This window comes from Parvimonas oralis (genome assembly GCF_047608425.1).
Taxonomy (GTDB): domain Bacteria; phylum Bacillota; class Clostridia; order Tissierellales; family Peptoniphilaceae; genus Parvimonas.
Map to the genome: position 1 here is coordinate 160,565 of NZ_JBLKRS010000001.1, position 18,560 is coordinate 179,124.

Here is an 18,560-nt window from a genome sequence, read left to right on the forward strand (position 1 = left end):
ATTTATATGGAGGATTTTATGGGGAGTAATGATTTTTTATTAATAGTATTTGGTATAATTTTAATATATGTAATTAAAAAAATAGTAGCGATTTTTCAAACTAGAAAAAAATTAACCGGGGAAATAACAACTATGAGTCTTAGGGGTAGAAAAGTATTATTCGGACTATCTATAGCATTAGTTGGTTTTGGAATTGTATATGCAGTAAAAATTCAAGATTTATATAGTATAGTATATGTTTTGATAGGTGTAACTTATTCTATAGTTTCTCTTGATAAATTATATATAGGGGAAAATGGATTCTGCTTTGACGGAAAATTTGGAGAATTTAAAAAAATTAAAAAATGGGGAGCTATAAGTGATAAATTTTATGAAGTTGTAGTTTCAGGAGATTTAAAAGATGAAGTTCTAACTATTCCTCTAGATAAGGAAAATGTTGAAAAATTATCTGCAATTATTAAACAACATAAATCTAAGACAAAGGCGAAAAAATAATGAAACTTTATGAAAAAGATAATTTAGTAATTTTAGAAAATGTTGAAAATTTTGATGCAAAAGCTATTTTTACTTGTGGACAGGCTTTTAGATGGTATGAAGAAACAGATGGAAGTTTTACAACAGTACATTTAGGCAGAGTTTTAAATGTTTTAAATGATGATAATAAGGTTATATTTAAAGGCACTAATTTGGAAGAATTTAACGAAATTTGGATGGATTACTTTGACTTGAATACAAACTATAAGGAGATAAGAAAAACATTGTCAAACAACGAAATTTTGGCAAATGCAATGGATTATGGAAAAGGAATTAGGATATTAAATCAAAATCATTTTGAAATGTTAATAAGTTTTATAATTTCAGCTAATAATATGATTCCAAGAATAAAAAAATCTATTGAAGTAATCTCTATGAGATATGGAAAATATATCTGTGAAGATGAAAATAGAAAATACTATTCTTTTCCAACTATTGAAGAATTAAGTAAGGCTACTGTAGAAGACTTAAGAGAATTCGCAAAAGTTGGCTTTAGAGATAAGAGAATTTTTGATACTGTAAATATGATTTTAAATGAAAAAATTGATTTAGATAATTTTGAAAATTTAGAAACAGATACTTTAAGAGAAGAATTATTAAAATTCGCAGGCGTTGGTAATAAAGTTGCTGATTGTATAATGTTATTCTCATACAAAAGGGGAGAAGTTTTTCCGGTTGATATTTGGATTAAAAGGGTGATGGAAGAATTATTTATAAAAGAAGAAACTCCAGTAAAAAAAATTTCAAAAGAAGCTGATAGAATATTTGGCAAATACGCAGGTTATGCACAACAATATCTTTTTTATTATGGAAGAGAAGAAAAAATAGGGAAATAGAAAATTCTAAATGAAGAGGAGACTCTTCATTTTTTATTGTGAAACAACAAGGTTCCCGGGAACCCACCCGATGCGAAGCATCGTGGAAGGGTGGGGTTCTTATTTAATTCTGAAAAATACTTGACAATATATATATAATAATATGCGTAAAATGTTATTTACAAAGGAGGAAGAAATGAAAAAGAAATTTCTATTAAATATGATTCTATTTGCACTTACTTTGTCAAGTGTTGGAATTGTAAAAGAAAATGCAAAAACGTCATTTGCAGAGGAAAAGGAAAAGATTACTGTAAATTACAACGGTAATGAAAAATGGTTTATTAACTTAGACGAGGTTTTAAAGCATTTTAAAGGTGGAGATGTTAGAATAGCTGTAAAAAAATATTTGGTTATTAATAATGAAAGTTATAAGCTAAAAAAAGTTTTTTTCAATGGAGAAGAGATGTATCTTAGAGATACAGATAGAGATAATGGGCTTATTGAAGATTCTTATGAAATCTCATATAGACCAAAAGAACGGATTGATGTTGTTATTGAGACTGAAAAAGTAGATAAAAAAGTTACTATTGAAATTACTGAAAGAGCAAAAAAATTTGTAGAAGATATTAAGGTAGTTTATGATGGAAAAGAACATAAATATAAACCGGGAGAAAAATATCCTGTAGGTAGTGAAGTCTATACGGTAGTTGGATTTTTAGAAAAATTTAAACTATTTGACAGTAAAGGTAATGAGATGCTTTTTCAAGGAAGTGGAGCATATATTTATAATACATGGTTTAAATTAACAAATTCAGAAAAAGTAATTCTTGATATTAATTATGATGAAGGAAATTTTGAAACTGTTAGTGGTGGAAAAAAGTTCAGAAAGAAAAGCGGAGAATATGCTATTGGATTAAATTTAATAAATGGAGACATCTATTTCTTTGATACTAAAACTAATCTTATGAAGACAGGATGGCAAAAACTTGAAGAATATATGTATTTTAATGAAGAAGGGAAGCTTCAAAGAAATACTTGGATAGATGGATATTATGCAGATTTTTGGGGATTTGGACTTTATAAGCCAGGTGGAGATAGTATAACAGATAAAGATATTCAAAAAATAGGTGATAAAAATAAAGATAAACAAAAAAACAATCACATATTAACTGATAAAAATGGAAATAAGGTTGAAAGTAAAACTTTTGATTTTAAGGATTTAAAATTTAATGTTGAAAAGTTAAATGAAAAAGTAAATAAGCTAAATGGAAAAGTTTATAACTTATTTGATATTAGTTTTAAAAATAAAGACGGAAATAATAATAAGTTACCAAATGGAGAGTATTTTGTAACTTTACAAAAAGAAAATGGAAAAGAAGTTGAAAAAGTATATTATGTAGATGATAATGGAAATATTGAAGAAAGAGAATTTACACAAACAGAAAAAGAAGTAACATTCAAAACAAATCATTTTTCAAAGTATGCAATTTTATATAAAACAACAGTAAAAAAACCTATTATAGAAAAAACTAAAAATAGAAGTTCATTACCAAGAACAGCAATATCAAGTTATTCATTAGTTTTAACTGGACTTGCTTTAATTGGAACTGCTTTTACATTTAAAAAAAGAAATAAATAATGAAAAAGACAGAAATTTTAAAAATTTCTGTCTTTTTTAAAAAATTTATTTTTTAACTCTCTTACTAATAGTTAATGTACCTAATAGAATAGCAGATAGTGCAAATAATAATAATAATATTGAACTATTAGAAATCCCTGTTTTTACTAATTTGTTCTTGTTTTTATTATTATCAATTTTATTATTAGGTTTATGGTTAGGTCTGTTAATATTATCATTGTTATTATTATTGTTATTATCACTTGGTACATCATCTTTTTTAACCATTGTTAAAGATGTTTCTATTTTACCTGTAATAAATTCAAATACTAGTTTATGTGTACCAACTGCTAAAGTAGGGGCAAAATTATCATTGAATTTTATAACTGTACTTCCTTTTGTAGCTGAATAAAACTCTTTACCTAATTCTTTTCCGTCAACTAAAACTCTAACAAATTTTGAAATATCTTCGCTGATCTTAATATCAGATATTTTTCCTCCAACAGTAACAGTTTGATTATCTCCATATTGGAATTCTATTTTGTTTGGAGTTTCATCCGGATTTTGAGGTACTTCTTTTTTAGAAATTGAAATAGTATCTTCTGCAGTTTTATCTTTTGTAAGTTCAACTTCAATATTGTTTTTATCAACATTGTAGTTTTCGTTTAATTCTACTTTTATTTTATATTTTCCAAGTAAAACAGCCTTTTCAAAAGAATTACCTTTGTTTTCAAGTTCAATTTCTTCTCCTGTAATTAAATTAATAGCTTTTATTTTTAAATCTTTTGGAATATCATCGCCATTAACCTTAATTTTAATTACATAACCCATTGTTGCTTTAGCATTTTCAATATCTTTTATAGCAGTTTCAAGTTCATTTAGTTTGAAATTTACTTTTAATAAGTTTTTAGCATTTTCAATGGCTTCTAAATATGCTTCATTATCTTCTTCATTAGAATTTACATATAGATGTCCATCAGTAATTGAATCTTTTTCAGCAATTAAATTATTAAGTTTCTTAACAAGTTTTGCATAAGGTTTATCTCCGTCTAAAGAATCTTTTGCAAGTTTAATATCTTCTACAGCCTTCTTAACTGTAAATTCATTTCTACTATTTTCGTTGTCAATTAATTCTTGTCCCGCTTTTATTGAATTATCATATAATTCTTTCAATTCATCAATAGCATTTAGATATTTTTCGGATTCCTTGATTTGTTTGCTTTCTCCTACTAAGGCTTTCAATTCTGTAATATCTATACTGCTTGATTTTCTTTTAATTTTGAAATTAAATACTTGATCAGGATTTTCCAAGCTTAAATTAAAATTATTTACTGCATTAGGGGAGATTTCATAGTCTGAAATTTTTCCGTCAATATCTGTAATTTCAAGTTTATGTTCTCCGATTGAAACAGGCATTTTATTTCCTGATAGGGAAATTTCTTTTCCATCAAGTTCAATTTTGCTTAATTTATTAGCTGTATCAATAAATTCAAGTTTAATATCAATGCTTCCTTTTTTAATTTTTTCAAGATTTACTACAATTTCACCAGTGTCTTTTGTAATTTCAATTTCCTTATCTATATTTTTACCTTTATAACTTTCAGGACTTACTATTTCTACTTTATATTTACCTAATTCAACTATATTCTTTCCGGATTTAAAGTCCAATTCATTTAATTTGAATTTTACATTTGGAACTTGCGTATCACCGGCTTTAAACTTAAAATCTATTTCTTTTCCATCAATAACTTCTTTAGTAATATTTAAATTTATTGGATGTCCTTCCGCACCGAATACCCAAGCTTCTCCATTAGGACAAGTATATCCACTAGCTAAATTTGTTACAACTACATCATATCCTGAACCGCTTGGAATAAGTACTGAATGAGTATTCTCATCTGATTGTTTGTAAGTATGTTTTACAACAACTTCATTTGAATTCTTCTTTCTAATTTCCAATTTAAGCTCATCATTTGGATAGTTTTCAGGAATATTTACATTAATTTTTCTTGGATATTTTTCAACAAAGTTATTTTCGTTATTTTTTCCCCAAGTAAATCCTATAGTAATATTTTTCTCTCCTCTTTTAACTTCTATGACTTTTTCTTTTAAGTTGTAAGTAGGAGTAGGTTCATTAGCTTGAGCTTTATATTCTCCATATTCTTCTTCTTGAGCTTCTATACAATACCAACCCGGGTTAAGTTTCATACCAGGAGTATAATCTAAACTAACTTTTCCTTTTTCAAAATTAAATCTTTCGTTATAGTTATAAATCTTATACTTTGTAGTTATTCCTTTTTCATTTCCATTATCTTGAATTAATAGCGAAAATTTATCTTCTTCAGTTTCTTTAAAATATTCAAAAACAACTTCTTGCACAGGGTTTTCCTCTGTTAGTTTTACAGTTTGCATACCCGGAACAACATAATATCCTTCCGGAATCTCTTTAGGAACTATTTCTGAACGTCCTCTACCAATGCTTCTAATATTAACAGGTTGGCCAACAGAAAGATTCATTCCCATATAATCAATATGTCCATCATATCCTTTTGTAATTGGAACAACTTTAAATTTACTTTCTGAGAATAGCAGGTCTATTCTGTTGTTAAGTGAATTTTCATCTATTGTTATTTCTGAAATATTTTTTTGATTTTTTGTACTAAGTTCATAATCATATTTTAAAGCTTTATTTGGATTTGTAATATCAACATTTATCTTATATTTTCCATAAGGAGCATTTAAGAAAAATTGAGGTGTATCTTCAACTTCTTGCTTTAATTCAAATTTTAATTTTGGATTATCTACATTGGTAGCGGTGATTTTAAAATCTTTATAAGATAAATCTCCTGTACCTCTTACAAGAACCATTTTTTGTCCTATTTTTTGCTTTTCAAATTTTAACTCTATTTTTTTATTCAAGTTTTCGTCATTTATTTCAAATTCTTGATCTGTATTTTCTCCAATCAATTTGTATTCGATAGAGCAGAATTTATATACAAAAGTATATTTGCCGTTTCTAAGCTTTTTAGTGTTCTTTACTATTTTATTATTTTGGTCATAAAGGTCATAATTTATAGGTACATTTTCTCCATCTTCTGTTGTTGCAACAACCTCAAGTTTACCAAGTTTAGTATTAGAAGTCATAATCTCACAGTCTTCAGTATATTCATTATAGGCAATATCTGTCGCTGTAACTTGAATATCTTTTAAATTAGTGTCATCTTTTAATTGGATTTCGTATTTATTTTCTCCAATTTCCTTAACTTCGAGTTCAACTTCTTTTGGAACTTTATAATCAGGAAAAGATGGGTAAGGTGCTACCATTTCTATTCCTGTTGCTTTTACAGATTTAATATCATTAGCATCTTCTACTGTGAAAGTAAATTTCTTACTTTCACTATCAAATTTAGCATCTTTAAATTTAGGTGCTTCTTTATCTATTGAAAATTTAATAGAATGCTTTTGCTCTTTTGCACCTTCAATTGTTGGTTTAGCTATTATATTAAGAGTATAATCTCCATCTTTTTGATTGCTTAGATTTCCAATGTCAATATTAGTATATCCTAAGAAGTTTTCATTTAAATCTTCTTTATCTGCCCAGTCGGAAATATTTTTTAGGAAAAATTTTGAATCTTTTTGTTCTGATACTATTTTATTTTCTGAATTTCTAATTTCATATCTTGCATCAGCATTTCTAGTAAAAACAGAGTATAAGCTGATTTCATCCAATTTTCCATCTCCATTAGGGCTGATTACTAATTTTTTGCTAAATTTCGGTTTTATTTCTGTATCTTTTTGTGCCTTCTTTAATTCGTTTAATTCATCAAAATTATCCATACCTAATACGGTTGGTTTACCATCAATTTTGCTTTCAATATGAGTCATGAATCTGTGCCAAGCATTTGATATTGGTTTTAAATTCCAGAACATTGGATTTTCTTTATTAAAATCAAATTCATAAACCGGTTTTTCAATTACAGAAAGATTATTAAAATCTCCTTTAAAAGTAACAAATGGGAAATTAGCTTTTTTGCCATCATTACCTGACAAAGTTAAAAATCCTTCAATAAAAGCACCTTTTTCAAAATCTTTAAGTTTGTCTAAATTTTCAACCGGAATAGTTATTTCTTTTTCTATCTCTTGATTAGCTCCTACTGTGAATTTTTGATCTTCTAATGTTTTAGTAAATAATTCTGTAGGTTTTAATAAATTTTTCTTTCCTTTATGTTCATCAATAGTTACAATTACAGATGGTGTAATTTCTTTTGAATGATTAGAATAGTTTTTAATCTTTAATTTTAAAGTAATGGTATCATTTATTCCTTTAATAAAAGTTGAAGGAACATTAGTATTTTTATCTACAACAGTAAAATCTAATTCTACAGCAGATTTCATATCAACTACACCTGCCCCTTGTTGTCTAGGGGAAACAGGTACATTATTTTCTTTATCATTTAGAGGCTTTGCTGAATTCATAAGTATTGTCTTAATTAATTTTCCTCTATTAGCAATACTTAAGTTTTTAAATTCGGGTCTTTCTTTTAAACTTTGTGAAACTAGAGCAACTGCACCGGAAACATGAGGAGTAGCCATTGAAGTACCACTCATTTCTACAAACCCGGAGCCGTTTTTTGCAGAGTATATATGACCGCCCGGAGCAGTTAAATCAGGCTTTAGGATTCCGTCAGAAGTAAGTCCCCAATTTGAAAAACTGCTCATTCTTCCTTCTAAAGGATTTTTTACTAAATCTTCTTCATTTGAAATATTAATTTGTGTTGGAGCTTTCGCCTTTAATTTTTCTCCGTCTTCCATAGAAATTCCAATTGCCGGAATTGTTGAAGAATTATCTAAAGACATTGAAAAAGAACCTAATACGTTGTTATAAATAATAACACCTATTGCTCCGGCATCTTCTAATCTTTTAATTTTATTATTAAAAGTATCGCCACCACGTTTAACGAGAGCTACTTTTCCATTAACATTTGGAAGATTATCATCTTCTAATGCTTCGCCACAATCAACTATATTAAAAGTATTATTAGAAAAAGTTCTATCTTTAACTTCATAATAAGGAATTTTTTCATTACCTATGGATAAATATTTTGCTATATATGAATTGTTTTCCACAGAAGCTACTGTTATAGCACTTTGTTGAATACCGGGAGAGGCGATAGTTCCAAAGTCGGGATGATCTGTAGAAATATCTCCTTGATATTCACCTTCGTTACCACCGGCAATAACAACATTTGTACCGACAGAAGTCGCTCTATCAATTATTTCAGCTACACTTTTATCTTTTGCATTATGAGTTTTTACTGTTCCTTTAGGTTTTCCAAGACTCATATTTATTGCAGATGCTCTTAAATATACAGCGTCACTTATGGCTTTTATATAATAAGTTGAGGATGTTCCTTCGTTCACAAAACAGTTCATCATTAAAAGTTGTGAATTCGGAGCTACTCCTCGCCAATCGTATTTATTATTGATTTTAGTTTGGCTTCCACCAATAACAGCGGAGACATGTTGTCCATGTCCTTCTTCTGTTTTTTCAGGATTTAAGTTTGAATTTTCATTTACATAATGATATGCTAATGGAACTTTTGAATTAAAGTACACTTTATCTTCAGTGAAATTTTTATCTTCTCCATTTTTATGTTTTACAAGTTTTTTAATATCTTCCTTTGTTATAGCAGGGTTAATATTATTATCCAATTTGAAAACTTCATGAGTCGGATCAAAATTTGTATCAATAACTCCTACAACTTCTCCACGCCCGTCATATTTTTTAAAAAGTTCATCATCAATACCTATTAATTTTGTTGCATGTGCTGAACTACGAGGGGTAGGTCTTGCAATATTAGGTTTTAAATCGACTTTATATTCAGTATCTTGTTCAATACTATTAATAAAGTCTAAATCTTTTAACTTGGCTATTTGAGCCTTAGTTGCTTCGAATGAAATAAATGGTAGAAGAAACTCGTCTCTAGAAAGTTCTTTAAAGTCTCCTATAACTTCATATATTTTTTCTTTTGCAATATTTAGAGAATTTGAATTAATTTCTTTTACCTTTTCGTATTCTCCGTTTTTTAAAAGTGTATCAACGTTTTTCCCGGAAATCTTGGAAGTGTTGATTGTTAGAATGATTTTACTGGCTTTATCTTCAGCTTTAGTTATAAAATTAGTGGTAAATATTGATAAAACTAAACATAATGCCAAAAAACCGGAAAAAATTTTTTTCATACAATCCTCCTGTAAAAATAATTTATAAAATATTTTAATATTTTTATTAAAAACATTAAAAATAAAATATAAGAATATTATAAACCATAGTGATTGGTTTTACAATATTAATATCAAAAACATTTAATTAATTATTCTAATAAATATAAGCTTTTAGATTAGATTTTCTAATAATATTTTTTAAATAATACAATTTTTAAAATTTTTAGAAATAAAAGTGTTTAATATTTTAAAATTTTTATAAAAAATTTTAAATTTTCAATAAAAATCTATTGAATAAAGATTTATTTGTGATATAATATTTATTGTTTAATATAGAGATATTATTTGTTTAATATAGTGTTATAAAAATAGGAGAAAGAAAATTGGATATTGGAGAAAAAATAAAAAATTTAAGAACTATTTTGGGACTTACACAAGAAGAACTTGCAGAGAGAGCAGAGCTTACTAAAGGCTTTATTTCTCAACTTGAAAGGGGACTTACATCTCCTTCAATTAGTTCTTTAGAAGATGTTTTAGAGGCGCTTGGAACAAATATTTCAGATTTTTTTAAAGAAGAGAAAGAAGAAAAATTTGTTTTTCAAAAAATTGATGCTTTTGAAACTATTTTTGAAAATGGAAATAGTAAATTAGAATGGATTGTTCCAAATGCACAAAAGAATTCAATGGAACCGATAATAGTAACTTTAAACGGGCATAAAAGTTATTCAAGGACTTATGAACCTTTTGAAGGAGAAGAATTCGGTTATGTTTTAAAGGGTAAAATTGAGCTTCACCTTGGTACAAAGACATATATTTTAAATGAGGGTGAATGTTTTTATACAAGTGGTCAATTCGAAAGAAGTATAATAAATTTATCTAAAAAAGAATCAAAAGTTTTGTGGATTACAAATCCACCAAGTTTTTAGGAGGAAAATATGGGGAATCATGCTGTTGAATTAGTTAATATAAATAAGAGATTTGGAGATAATATCGTTCTTGATAATATAAATTTATATATAAGAGATAAAGAGTTTTTAACTCTTTTAGGTCCATCAGGCTGTGGTAAGACAACTACATTAAGACTTATTGGAGGTTTTGAAACTCCTACAAGTGGAAAAATCTTATTTGAAGGGAAAGATATTTCAAATGTTCCTCCTTATGAGAGAAATATAAATACAGTTTTTCAAAAATATGCACTTTTTCCGAATATGAATGTTTATGAAAATATTGCTTTTGGACTTAGAATAAAGAAAATGTCAGAAAGTATAATAAATGAAAAAGTTAAAGAAATGTTAAGACTTGTAAATTTAAAAGGATATGAAAAAAGATCTATTTTATCTTTAAGTGGGGGGCAACAACAAAGAATTGCAATTGCAAGAGCTTTAGTAAATGAACCAAAAGTTTTGCTTTTAGATGAACCACTTGGAGCATTGGATTTACAGCTTAGAAAAGACATGCAAGTTGAACTTAAAAATATTCAAAAGAGAGTAGGGATTACATTTGTTTATGTAACTCATGATCAGGAAGAGGCTCTAACAATGAGTGACACAATTGTGGTTATGAACGATGGTAAAATCCAACAAGTTGGAACTCCGATAGATATTTATAATGAACCTAAAAATGCATTTATAGCTTCATTTATAGGAGAAAGTAATATTTTAGACGGAGTTATGAATGAAGATTTTGTTGTAAGTTTTTCAAATAGAAAGTTCAAATGTGTTGATAAGGGTTTTATACCAAATGAAGAAATTGATGTAGTAATTCGTCCTGAAGACTTAGAACTTGTTGATGAAGAAGATGGAATGTTAGTTGGTATTGTAAAGTCAGAGATTTTTAAAGGGGTTCATTATGAATTACTTGTAAAGGTTGGGGATTTTGATTATATGGTTCATTCCACAATTACAAAGCCTATAGGATCAAAAGTTGGACTTAGAGTTATACCTGATAATATTCATATTATGAAAAAAGGAGCTAAAGAAATATAGATGAAATTTAAGAGGTTTGCATATCCATACGTTGTATGGTTAGTAATTTTTATTGTTGTTCCTCTGGTTTTCATAGCAAAATATTCTGTTGACTATGGAGGAGAAAACTTTATTTTCTCAATGGAACATTATCAAAGATTTTTTAATCCGACTTATATAAAAGTTTTGTTGAGATCTTTAAAAATGGCAGTTTTATCTACGATTTTGTGCCTTATAATCGGTTATCCTTTTTCATATTTTATTACAAAGTTTAAGCTTAAAACAAGAAATATGATGATTTTGTTGGTTGTAATTCCAATGTGGATGAACTTTTTATTAAGAACTTATTCTTGGATTAGTATTTTAAGTAAAAATGGTCTTTTAAACTCCATTTTGAAATTTTTTGGATTACCTACTGTAAATCTTATGTATTCCAATACATCCATTTTAATAGGAATGGTATATAACTTTTTACCATTTATGATTTTACCGATTTATACGACATTGATTAAGATAGATAAAGAATACATTGAAGCATCTCATGATTTGGGTGCAAATAGAGTAAAAACTTTTACAAAATTGATATTTCCTATGAGTTTACCTGGTGTTATAACAGGAATTACAATGGTATTTATTCCTGCAATTTCTACTTTTGAAATTTCCGCTCTACTAGGTGGAAATAAAGAAAACTTAATCGGAAATATTATTGAGCAACAATTTAGAGTAACAGGAAATTGGAATTTTGGATCATCAATGAGTATGGTGCTTTTAGTTATGATTTTAGTATCGCTTTTCGTAATGAATAAGTTTGATCCTGAGTATTCAAAAGAGGTGGAAAATGGAAAATAAATTTAGAAAATTATATATTTCACTTGTATTTATATTTATCTATGCACCTATTCTTGTGCTTATATTGTATTCATTCAATGATTCTAAACTTCGTGGTTCTTTTACAGGAATTACTTTTAAATGGTATGTTGAATTATTTAATGATAAGGAGGTTTTGACAGCTCTTTATTATACAATATTGATTGCGGTTTTAACTACTATAATTGCAACTTTTATAGGAACTGTTGCAGCTATCGGGATATATTACATGAAAAAAAGTGAAAAGTTTGTAGTTTTAAATTTAAACTATATTCCTGTTTTAAATCCTGATATAGTAATAGCCATTTCTTTAATGGTATTATATAAAGTTTTCAATATTGATTATGGATTTTTGACATTGCTTGCTTCACATATAGTGCTTGCAACACCTTATGTGATACTTTCGGTTTATCCAAAGATGAAACAGATGAATAAATTTTTACCTGAGGCTGCAATGGATTTGGGAGCAACACCTTTTTATGCTCTAAGGAAAGTAATTTTACCTGAAATAAAGCAAGGTGTTTTTGCGGGAGCATTACTTGCATTCACTCTTTCATTGGATGACTTCGTAATTGCTTATTTTAATAGTGGAAACGGGGTTGTTAACCTTAGTACACAAATTTATTCTATGGCTAGAAAAGGAATAAATCCGTCAATAAATGCTCTTTCAACATTGATGTTTATTGCAATGCTAGTTCTTTTACTAATTATAAATAAGAAAAGTGAGGATGGTATTTTATATGACTAGAAAGAATATATTTTTAAATGTACTTTTTTCACTTTGTATGATATTTCTACTTTCGTCTTGTAATAAAAGAGAAGGTAATGTTGTAAATATGTATAATTGGGGAGAGTATATAGATAAAGAGGTTTTAGATGAGTTTACAAAGGAAACCGGAATAAAAGTTAATTACGAAACATTTGTTACGAATGAGGATATGTATTTAAAGATAAAACAAGGTGGAAGTAATTACGATATAGTTGTTCCTTCAGATTATATGATTGAAAAGATGATTAAAGAAGATATGTTGGAACCTATAGATAAAAGTAAGATTTCGAATTATAAAAATATCGATAAGAAATTTTTAAATAAGGATTATGATCCTGAATCAAAATATTCAATTCCCATGTATTGGGGAACATTGGGTATTTTGTATAATAAAAATTTAGTAGATGGTGAGATTAATTCTTGGGCTGATTTGTGGGATGCAAAGCATAAGGACAAAATTGTTATGTTGGACAGTTCAAGAGACAGTTTAGCAGTGGCACTTTTAAAAAATGGATTTTCGATGAATTCAAGAAATAAAGAAGAATTAGAAATTGCAAAAAAAGATTTAATAAAACAAAAAAAATCTATACTTGCATATTTAGTTGATGAAGCAAAAGATAATATGTTAGCTGAAAATGCGGCAATTGCAGTAATGTATTCAGGAGATGCAACTGAACTATTAGATGCAGATGAAAAGTTCGAATATGTAAAACCTAAAGAGGGAACAAATCTTTGGTTTGATTCGATGGTTATTTTAAAAAATGCAAAAAATAAAGAGAATGCACACAAGTTGATTGATTTCTTAATCAGAAAAGAAATTTTATCAAAAAATATGGAGTACACATATTATGCAGTTCCAAATCAAGAAGTAATTGATGAAAATGAATTAATAAAATCAGTAACAAAAATTGACGATAAATATTTCAAAAAAATGGAAGTTTTTAAAGATCCATCAGATTTTATAAAAGAATATGATAATATCTGGACAGATGTAAAAGCTGATTAAAAAATAAGGCATAGATTTAAAATCTATGCCTTTAAATTTTTATTTAGAATTTATTTAGCTAATAAATATTCTATCATTAATTTACAAGTATTTTCGATACCTAAGATATGAGTTCTTTCATAACTATGGCTTGCATCAACACCAGGTCCGATTAATGCACAACGAATATCGTGTCCTGCTCTAAGTGCAGCAGTTGCATCTGATCCATAATGAGGATAAATATCAATTCTATAATCAATTTTCTTTTCTTCAGCAATCTTTCTCAATTTATTTCTCATTCCTAAATCATAAGGTGTTGAAGAATCCATTGCACAAATAGTTACAGCTCTTTCATCAGATTCTTGTCCAACTCCGGGTGCTGCCATATCTACAGCAAAGAATTCAACAGTATTTTCAGGAATAAAGCTTGAACCATGACCGATTTCTTCATAATTACTTATAAAGAAATTAATTGTATTTTTAGGTTTGATTTTATTATCAACTAAATATTTTGCAACTCCCATCATAGCAGCTATACAAGCCTTATCATCTAAATGTCTTGATTTAACAAAACCGGATTCATAAATTCTACATCTTGCATCTAAATAGATGAAATCTCCAACAGAAATGCCAAGTTTTTTAACGTCTTCTGCATTTTCAACAACTTCATCAATTCTTACTTCCATATTTTTTATAGAACGTTGAGCAGTTGTTGTAGTATCATAAACGTGAACTGATGCTTCGTTATATAGAACAGTTCCCGGAATTAACTTTCCGTCAAAAGTTTTGATAAATACATTTTCAGTTTCAACACTTGTTGGAGAAAAACCACCAACTAAGCTAAAAGCTAAGCGTCCATTTGATTTTATTTCTTTTACCATTAAACCTAATGTATCAACATGACCTGAAAAAGTTATAGCTTCTTTTTCTTCACCTTCTATTGTTGCAATAAGCGCATTCTTATTTGTTCTTCTCGTAGGAATATTTAATTCTCTAAACTTTTTTTCCATAAACCAAATTGCATTTTCAGTATCTCCAGTAGGGCTGTAGATATTTAATAACCCTTCAAGTAAATTTGTAACATAATTTCTATCCATAACAACCTCCAAATTTATTTTATATGTTTATTATACACGATATTAAAACTATTGTAAATTATTCTCAAATTGACAATGAAAAAATAAAATGTTATACTTTCCTTGATTTCTAATGAATGAGGGGATATTATGAATTTATTTGTTTATAGAAAATTAAATTTAGTGGTAAATGTATTAATTGTAGTTATTTGTATTTTAATGTTAGTATTTTTGAAAACAGATTTTTTTAAAAAAATTATAATTGCAACTATTTTAATTTTAAAATTATTTAGTATTTTAGATCATTTTAAAAATAAAAAAAATCAAGAAACTAAAAATTAGAACCCCACCCTTCCACTATGCTTCGCATCGGGTGGGTACCCGGGAACCTTGTTATTTCATAATAAAAAGGGAGCAAAATAATGCTCCCTTTAAATTTTAATTTTTTAGGCGTCAGATCTTGAAAAACCATTTTTCATTTCACAGCTTGCTGTGTAAAGAACTTTACCTAATACATCAATTGTTTGTTTTCTTAATTCTGTTGCAATTTCTTCATTTGCATTTTCACAAAATTCAACAACTTTTCCTTTAGCTATTTTTTTACTTAAGAATTTATTGTCATATTTATTTAAAATTTCAGTACATTTTGATTGAATAGACAATTGATAACGTTCAATATGAGAACTGCAAGATGCATAATGAGCATCTGCTAAAGCTGCTATTAAACGATTTGTCCAATAGAAATCTTCTGTTGTAAGTTCCCCTGTAGTATTTGCAAGATATTCTGGTGTCTTATCTATATTTACATAGAAAGGAATCATTGCATTAAATACATTTGAACCAAGAGCAAGCCATTCAATACTTCTGATTGCTTCAGGCATGTCAGGTCTTATTTGAACAAGTCCTAAGAAATTATTTCTATTAATACCAATTGGTCTGAATTTTCCTTTTTCATCTGCAAATTTTCCATAAGGATCATAAGGAGTTCCTTGGAAATGATTAGAAAGTGCATATTTAATATCTTCAACAGTTATTTTTTTGTCCGGAGTTCTGCACCATGGAATATCATCTGATTCAGGAACATAATCTGCTTCCATTCCATCCCAATAATTTGTAAGTGAATTGAAATATCTTTGTAAAACCCAAGCACGAGGAGTATTATAAGTATGATCTGCATCAGAGTGGCTACCAAAAGCATCTCTAGGATTTAAATTTCCGTCTAGAGAAAGATCTAAATGATATCTGTTTATAAATTCTCTTAAATCTGCAGAACACATATATTCTTTTTGTTCTCCAAAAGCATCTTCCAAGTCAAAATAATCAAGACCAAGTTGGTTTGGCATAATTACATAACAATCATCCGGAACACGTCTTGCAATCCAATGATGACCTCCGATAGTTTCCAACCACCAAATTTCATTTACATCTTGAAAAGCTATACCGTTCATTTCATAAGTGCCATATTTTTCTAAAATTTCTCCAAGTCTAATTACACCTTCACGAGCGGATTTGATATATGGTAAAACTAAAGTAACCATGTCTTCTTCACCAATTCCACCAACTTTTTCAGGAACATAATCTTTGTCTCCTTCTTTTCCAACAGCAGGAATGAAATTTACAAGAGGATCAGCACCCAAAACTCTTTCATTTGAAGTTAGAGTTTCTGTTGCAGTCATAGAAATATTTAACTCATTAACACCACAAGCACCCCAAACTCCTGATTCATCAACTGCATTAGGCATACAAGTATAACGCATAGGATTAGTAGGCAAATCAATTTCAACATGAGATAAAACTGATTTATATTTCACAGGTTGTTCCTTTGGATGAACAACTATAAATTTCTTTTCACAAAATTGACCTGATGGAGAGTCCTCGTTACGAGCAACCATTGTTGATCCATCATAAGTAGCATTTTTTCCAACTAAAATTGTAGTACAAGCCATAATAAAATCTCCTTTCAAAATATAATAGTTTGCATAAATTGTGTAACATTTTTACTCATATTACAATTATATTATACTCCGAAAAAAACAAAAAGTAAATATATTTAATAATAAATATCAAAAAGAGCAAAAAATAAATTTAATATTTTTTAAATTCCTCTTTCAGCCATAATTATTTCAATTTCATTTTCGTTTATTCCTACCATAGCTTCTCCTAGATTTTCAGAAACTTTTGCAATAACCTTAGGATCATTATAATGTTTAACAGCTTCAACTATTGCCTTAGCTCTTTGTTCAGGATTTCCTGATTTAAAAATACCCGAGCCTACAAAAACACCTTCAGCACCTAATTGTCTCATAAGCGCTGCATCTGCTGGAGTTGCAACTCCACCTGCTGAAAAATTGACAACAGGAAGTTTTCCGTTTTTGTGAACATATTTTAATAATTCATAAGGAACTTTAAATTCTTTTGCTTTTTCAAATAATTCATCTTCTGCCATCGCAGTTACTTGACGAATTTCACCTTGAATTTTTCTCATATGTGAAACTGCTTGAACAACATCTCCTGTACCTGCTTCTCCTTTTGTACGAATCATTCTTGCACCTTCTTGAATACGTCTTAGAGCTTCTCCTAAATCTCTTGCACCACATACAAAAGGTGTATCGAATTTTGTTTTATCAACATGATGAATATTATCTGCAGGGGATAAGACTTCACTTTCATCAATATAATCTATTCCTATTTCTTGCAATATTTGAGCTTCTACAAAATGTCCGATTCTACATTTTGCCATAACAGGAATTGAAACAGCTTCCATTATACTTTTAATCATTGCAGGATCGCTCATTCTTGAAATCCCTCCGGCAACACGAATATCTGCAGGAATTCTCTCTAATGCCATTACCGCAACTGCTCCTGCTTTTTCAGCTATCTTTGCTTGTTCGGGTGTAGTAACATCCATTATAACTCCGCCTACGAAATTTTGTGTTAAATCTTTCTTTTTCATAATATTCCTTTCTCCTTAAATATATTTTATATAAACAGTATAATATATTTTTGATACTAGAGAAAGGGTCAAAACCTATATAAAAAATAGTATCAGATTAAGATTTAATTACACATAAAATCTTTCCTTTTTCAAAAGATATTTTTGCAGAATTTGATTCTATAATATTGCTTATACAAAGAGAATCTCCCTTTTTAAGATCAATATTTTTCACATCATATTTAAAACCGGACAATGTCAAATTTTTTATTTCTTCTGAAAAAGGTATAAAAGAAATTTTTGTATTTAATAGATTATTAAATTCAAATTTTCTTTCTATTTTAAAAAGTATTTCAGTCTCTTTTAAAAAATATAAATTATCATATTTAAACATTAAATTAATATTTGTAAGTTCATGATCTAAATTTCCACCTAATGCACCTATACAATATATTTTATCGTAATTTTTATCTTTAATGAATTTTAAAATTAATTCTGAATCTGTAAAATCTTTATCTTTAGAAAATTCTTTTATAATTACATTTTTTACTTTATAGAAATTTAAAATATCTTTATTGATTGAGTCTAAATCTCCCCAAATTTCATTTGGAATTAAATTCAGTTCATAGCAGAGATTTGTTCCACCGTCTGCACAGTAGATATCACCCTTATTCATCATAAAGAAATTTTTAAAATAATTTTTATTTCCTAAAAGTTTTCCATTAAAAAATATATAAGCAATTTTCATTATTTTTCTCCTAATTTTTTTAATTATATT

The 18,560-nt window shown here is 27.9% G+C and carries 14 protein-coding genes; 9 read left to right on the forward strand and 5 right to left on the reverse strand.

What is annotated here, in order from left to right:
- The first annotated feature begins 18 nt into the window (after nucleotides 1-18).
- The 3 genes from ACMX2D_RS00915 (at nucleotide 19) to ACMX2D_RS00925 (ending at nucleotide 2,988) form a co-directional block, all read left to right on the forward strand.
- On the forward strand, nucleotides 19-495 hold the full coding sequence (locus ACMX2D_RS00915; protein ID WP_414972376.1) for a DUF5673 domain-containing protein: 477 nt from the start codon (nucleotides 19-21) through the stop codon (nucleotides 493-495).
- Entirely contained in the window at nucleotides 495-1,370 is an 876-nt protein-coding gene (locus ACMX2D_RS00920; RefSeq protein ID WP_414972377.1) for a DNA-3-methyladenine glycosylase family protein, read from the forward strand. Before ACMX2D_RS00915 ends, ACMX2D_RS00920 begins: the two co-directional genes overlap by 1 nt.
- A gap of 175 nt (nucleotides 1,371-1,545) precedes the next feature.
- Entirely contained in the window at nucleotides 1,546-2,988 is a 1,443-nt protein-coding gene (locus tag ACMX2D_RS00925) for a hypothetical protein (protein WP_414972378.1), read from the forward strand.
- 45 nt (nucleotides 2,989-3,033) lie between these two features.
- On the opposite strand, the gene ACMX2D_RS00930 is transcribed toward ACMX2D_RS00925, so the two are convergent.
- Nucleotides 3,034-9,207 carry a S8 family serine peptidase gene (locus ACMX2D_RS00930; RefSeq protein ID WP_414972379.1) on the reverse strand — a complete coding sequence of 2,058 codons (6,174 nt, stop codon included), beginning with the start codon at nucleotides 9,205-9,207 and terminating at the stop codon, nucleotides 3,034-3,036.
- A gap of 365 nt (nucleotides 9,208-9,572) precedes the next feature.
- On the opposite strand from ACMX2D_RS00930, the gene ACMX2D_RS00935 reads away from it, so the two are divergent.
- Genes ACMX2D_RS00935 through ACMX2D_RS00955 form a run of 5 tightly spaced genes read left to right on the forward strand, consistent with a single transcriptional unit; the run spans nucleotide 9,573 to nucleotide 13,795 of the window.
- Nucleotides 9,573-10,115: a helix-turn-helix domain-containing protein gene (locus ACMX2D_RS00935; protein ID WP_414970950.1), complete on the forward strand. Its 543-nt coding sequence runs from the start codon at nucleotides 9,573-9,575 to the stop codon at nucleotides 10,113-10,115.
- Nucleotides 10,116-10,124: 9 nt separating this feature from the next.
- A complete protein-coding gene (potA, locus tag ACMX2D_RS00940) occupies nucleotides 10,125-11,174 on the forward strand; it encodes a spermidine/putrescine ABC transporter ATP-binding protein (RefSeq protein ID WP_414972380.1) in 1,050 nt (349 codons plus the stop codon).
- Nucleotides 11,175-12,002 (forward strand): ABC transporter permease, encoded by an 828-nt coding sequence (locus ACMX2D_RS00945; RefSeq protein ID WP_414972381.1) that lies wholly within the window; start codon nucleotides 11,175-11,177, stop codon nucleotides 12,000-12,002.
- Complete coding sequence (locus tag ACMX2D_RS00950; protein ID WP_414972382.1) at nucleotides 11,992-12,768, forward strand: ABC transporter permease; 777 nt, start codon at nucleotides 11,992-11,994, stop codon at nucleotides 12,766-12,768. The genes ACMX2D_RS00945 and ACMX2D_RS00950 overlap by 11 nt, the downstream gene beginning before the upstream one ends.
- Nucleotides 12,761-13,795 carry an ABC transporter substrate-binding protein gene (locus ACMX2D_RS00955; protein ID WP_414972383.1) on the forward strand — a complete coding sequence of 345 codons (1,035 nt, stop codon included), beginning with the start codon at nucleotides 12,761-12,763 and terminating at the stop codon, nucleotides 13,793-13,795. Before ACMX2D_RS00950 ends, ACMX2D_RS00955 begins: the two co-directional genes overlap by 8 nt.
- 50 nt (nucleotides 13,796-13,845) lie before the next feature.
- Here the strand turns inward: ACMX2D_RS00955 and ACMX2D_RS00960 are convergent, their stop codons facing one another.
- Complete coding sequence (locus ACMX2D_RS00960) at nucleotides 13,846-14,871, reverse strand: M42 family metallopeptidase (protein ID WP_414970944.1); 1,026 nt, start codon at nucleotides 14,869-14,871, stop codon at nucleotides 13,846-13,848.
- A gap of 129 nt (nucleotides 14,872-15,000) precedes the next feature.
- On the opposite strand from ACMX2D_RS00960, the gene ACMX2D_RS00965 reads away from it, so the two are divergent.
- The gene (locus ACMX2D_RS00965; protein WP_414970942.1) at nucleotides 15,001-15,192 is read left to right on the forward strand and encodes a hypothetical protein; all 192 of its coding nucleotides are present in this window, start codon (nucleotides 15,001-15,003) and stop codon (nucleotides 15,190-15,192) included.
- 104 nt (nucleotides 15,193-15,296) lie between these two features.
- Here ACMX2D_RS00965 and ACMX2D_RS00970 read toward each other — a convergent pair whose 3' ends face one another.
- The 3 genes from ACMX2D_RS00970 to ACMX2D_RS00980 all read right to left on the reverse strand — a co-directional run bounded on the left by ACMX2D_RS00970 (nucleotide 15,297) and on the right by ACMX2D_RS00980 (nucleotide 18,530).
- A complete protein-coding gene (locus ACMX2D_RS00970; RefSeq protein WP_414970941.1) occupies nucleotides 15,297-16,796 on the reverse strand; it encodes a C69 family dipeptidase in 1,500 nt (499 codons plus the stop codon).
- Nucleotides 16,797-16,945: 149 nt separating this feature from the next.
- Complete coding sequence (pdxS, locus tag ACMX2D_RS00975; protein WP_009448132.1) at nucleotides 16,946-17,803, reverse strand: pyridoxal 5'-phosphate synthase lyase subunit PdxS; 858 nt, start codon at nucleotides 17,801-17,803, stop codon at nucleotides 16,946-16,948.
- A gap of 97 nt (nucleotides 17,804-17,900) precedes the next feature.
- Nucleotides 17,901-18,530 (reverse strand): thiamine diphosphokinase, encoded by a 630-nt coding sequence (locus ACMX2D_RS00980; RefSeq protein WP_009448286.1) that lies wholly within the window; start codon nucleotides 18,528-18,530, stop codon nucleotides 17,901-17,903.
- Between the last annotated feature and the right edge of the window lie 30 nt (nucleotides 18,531-18,560).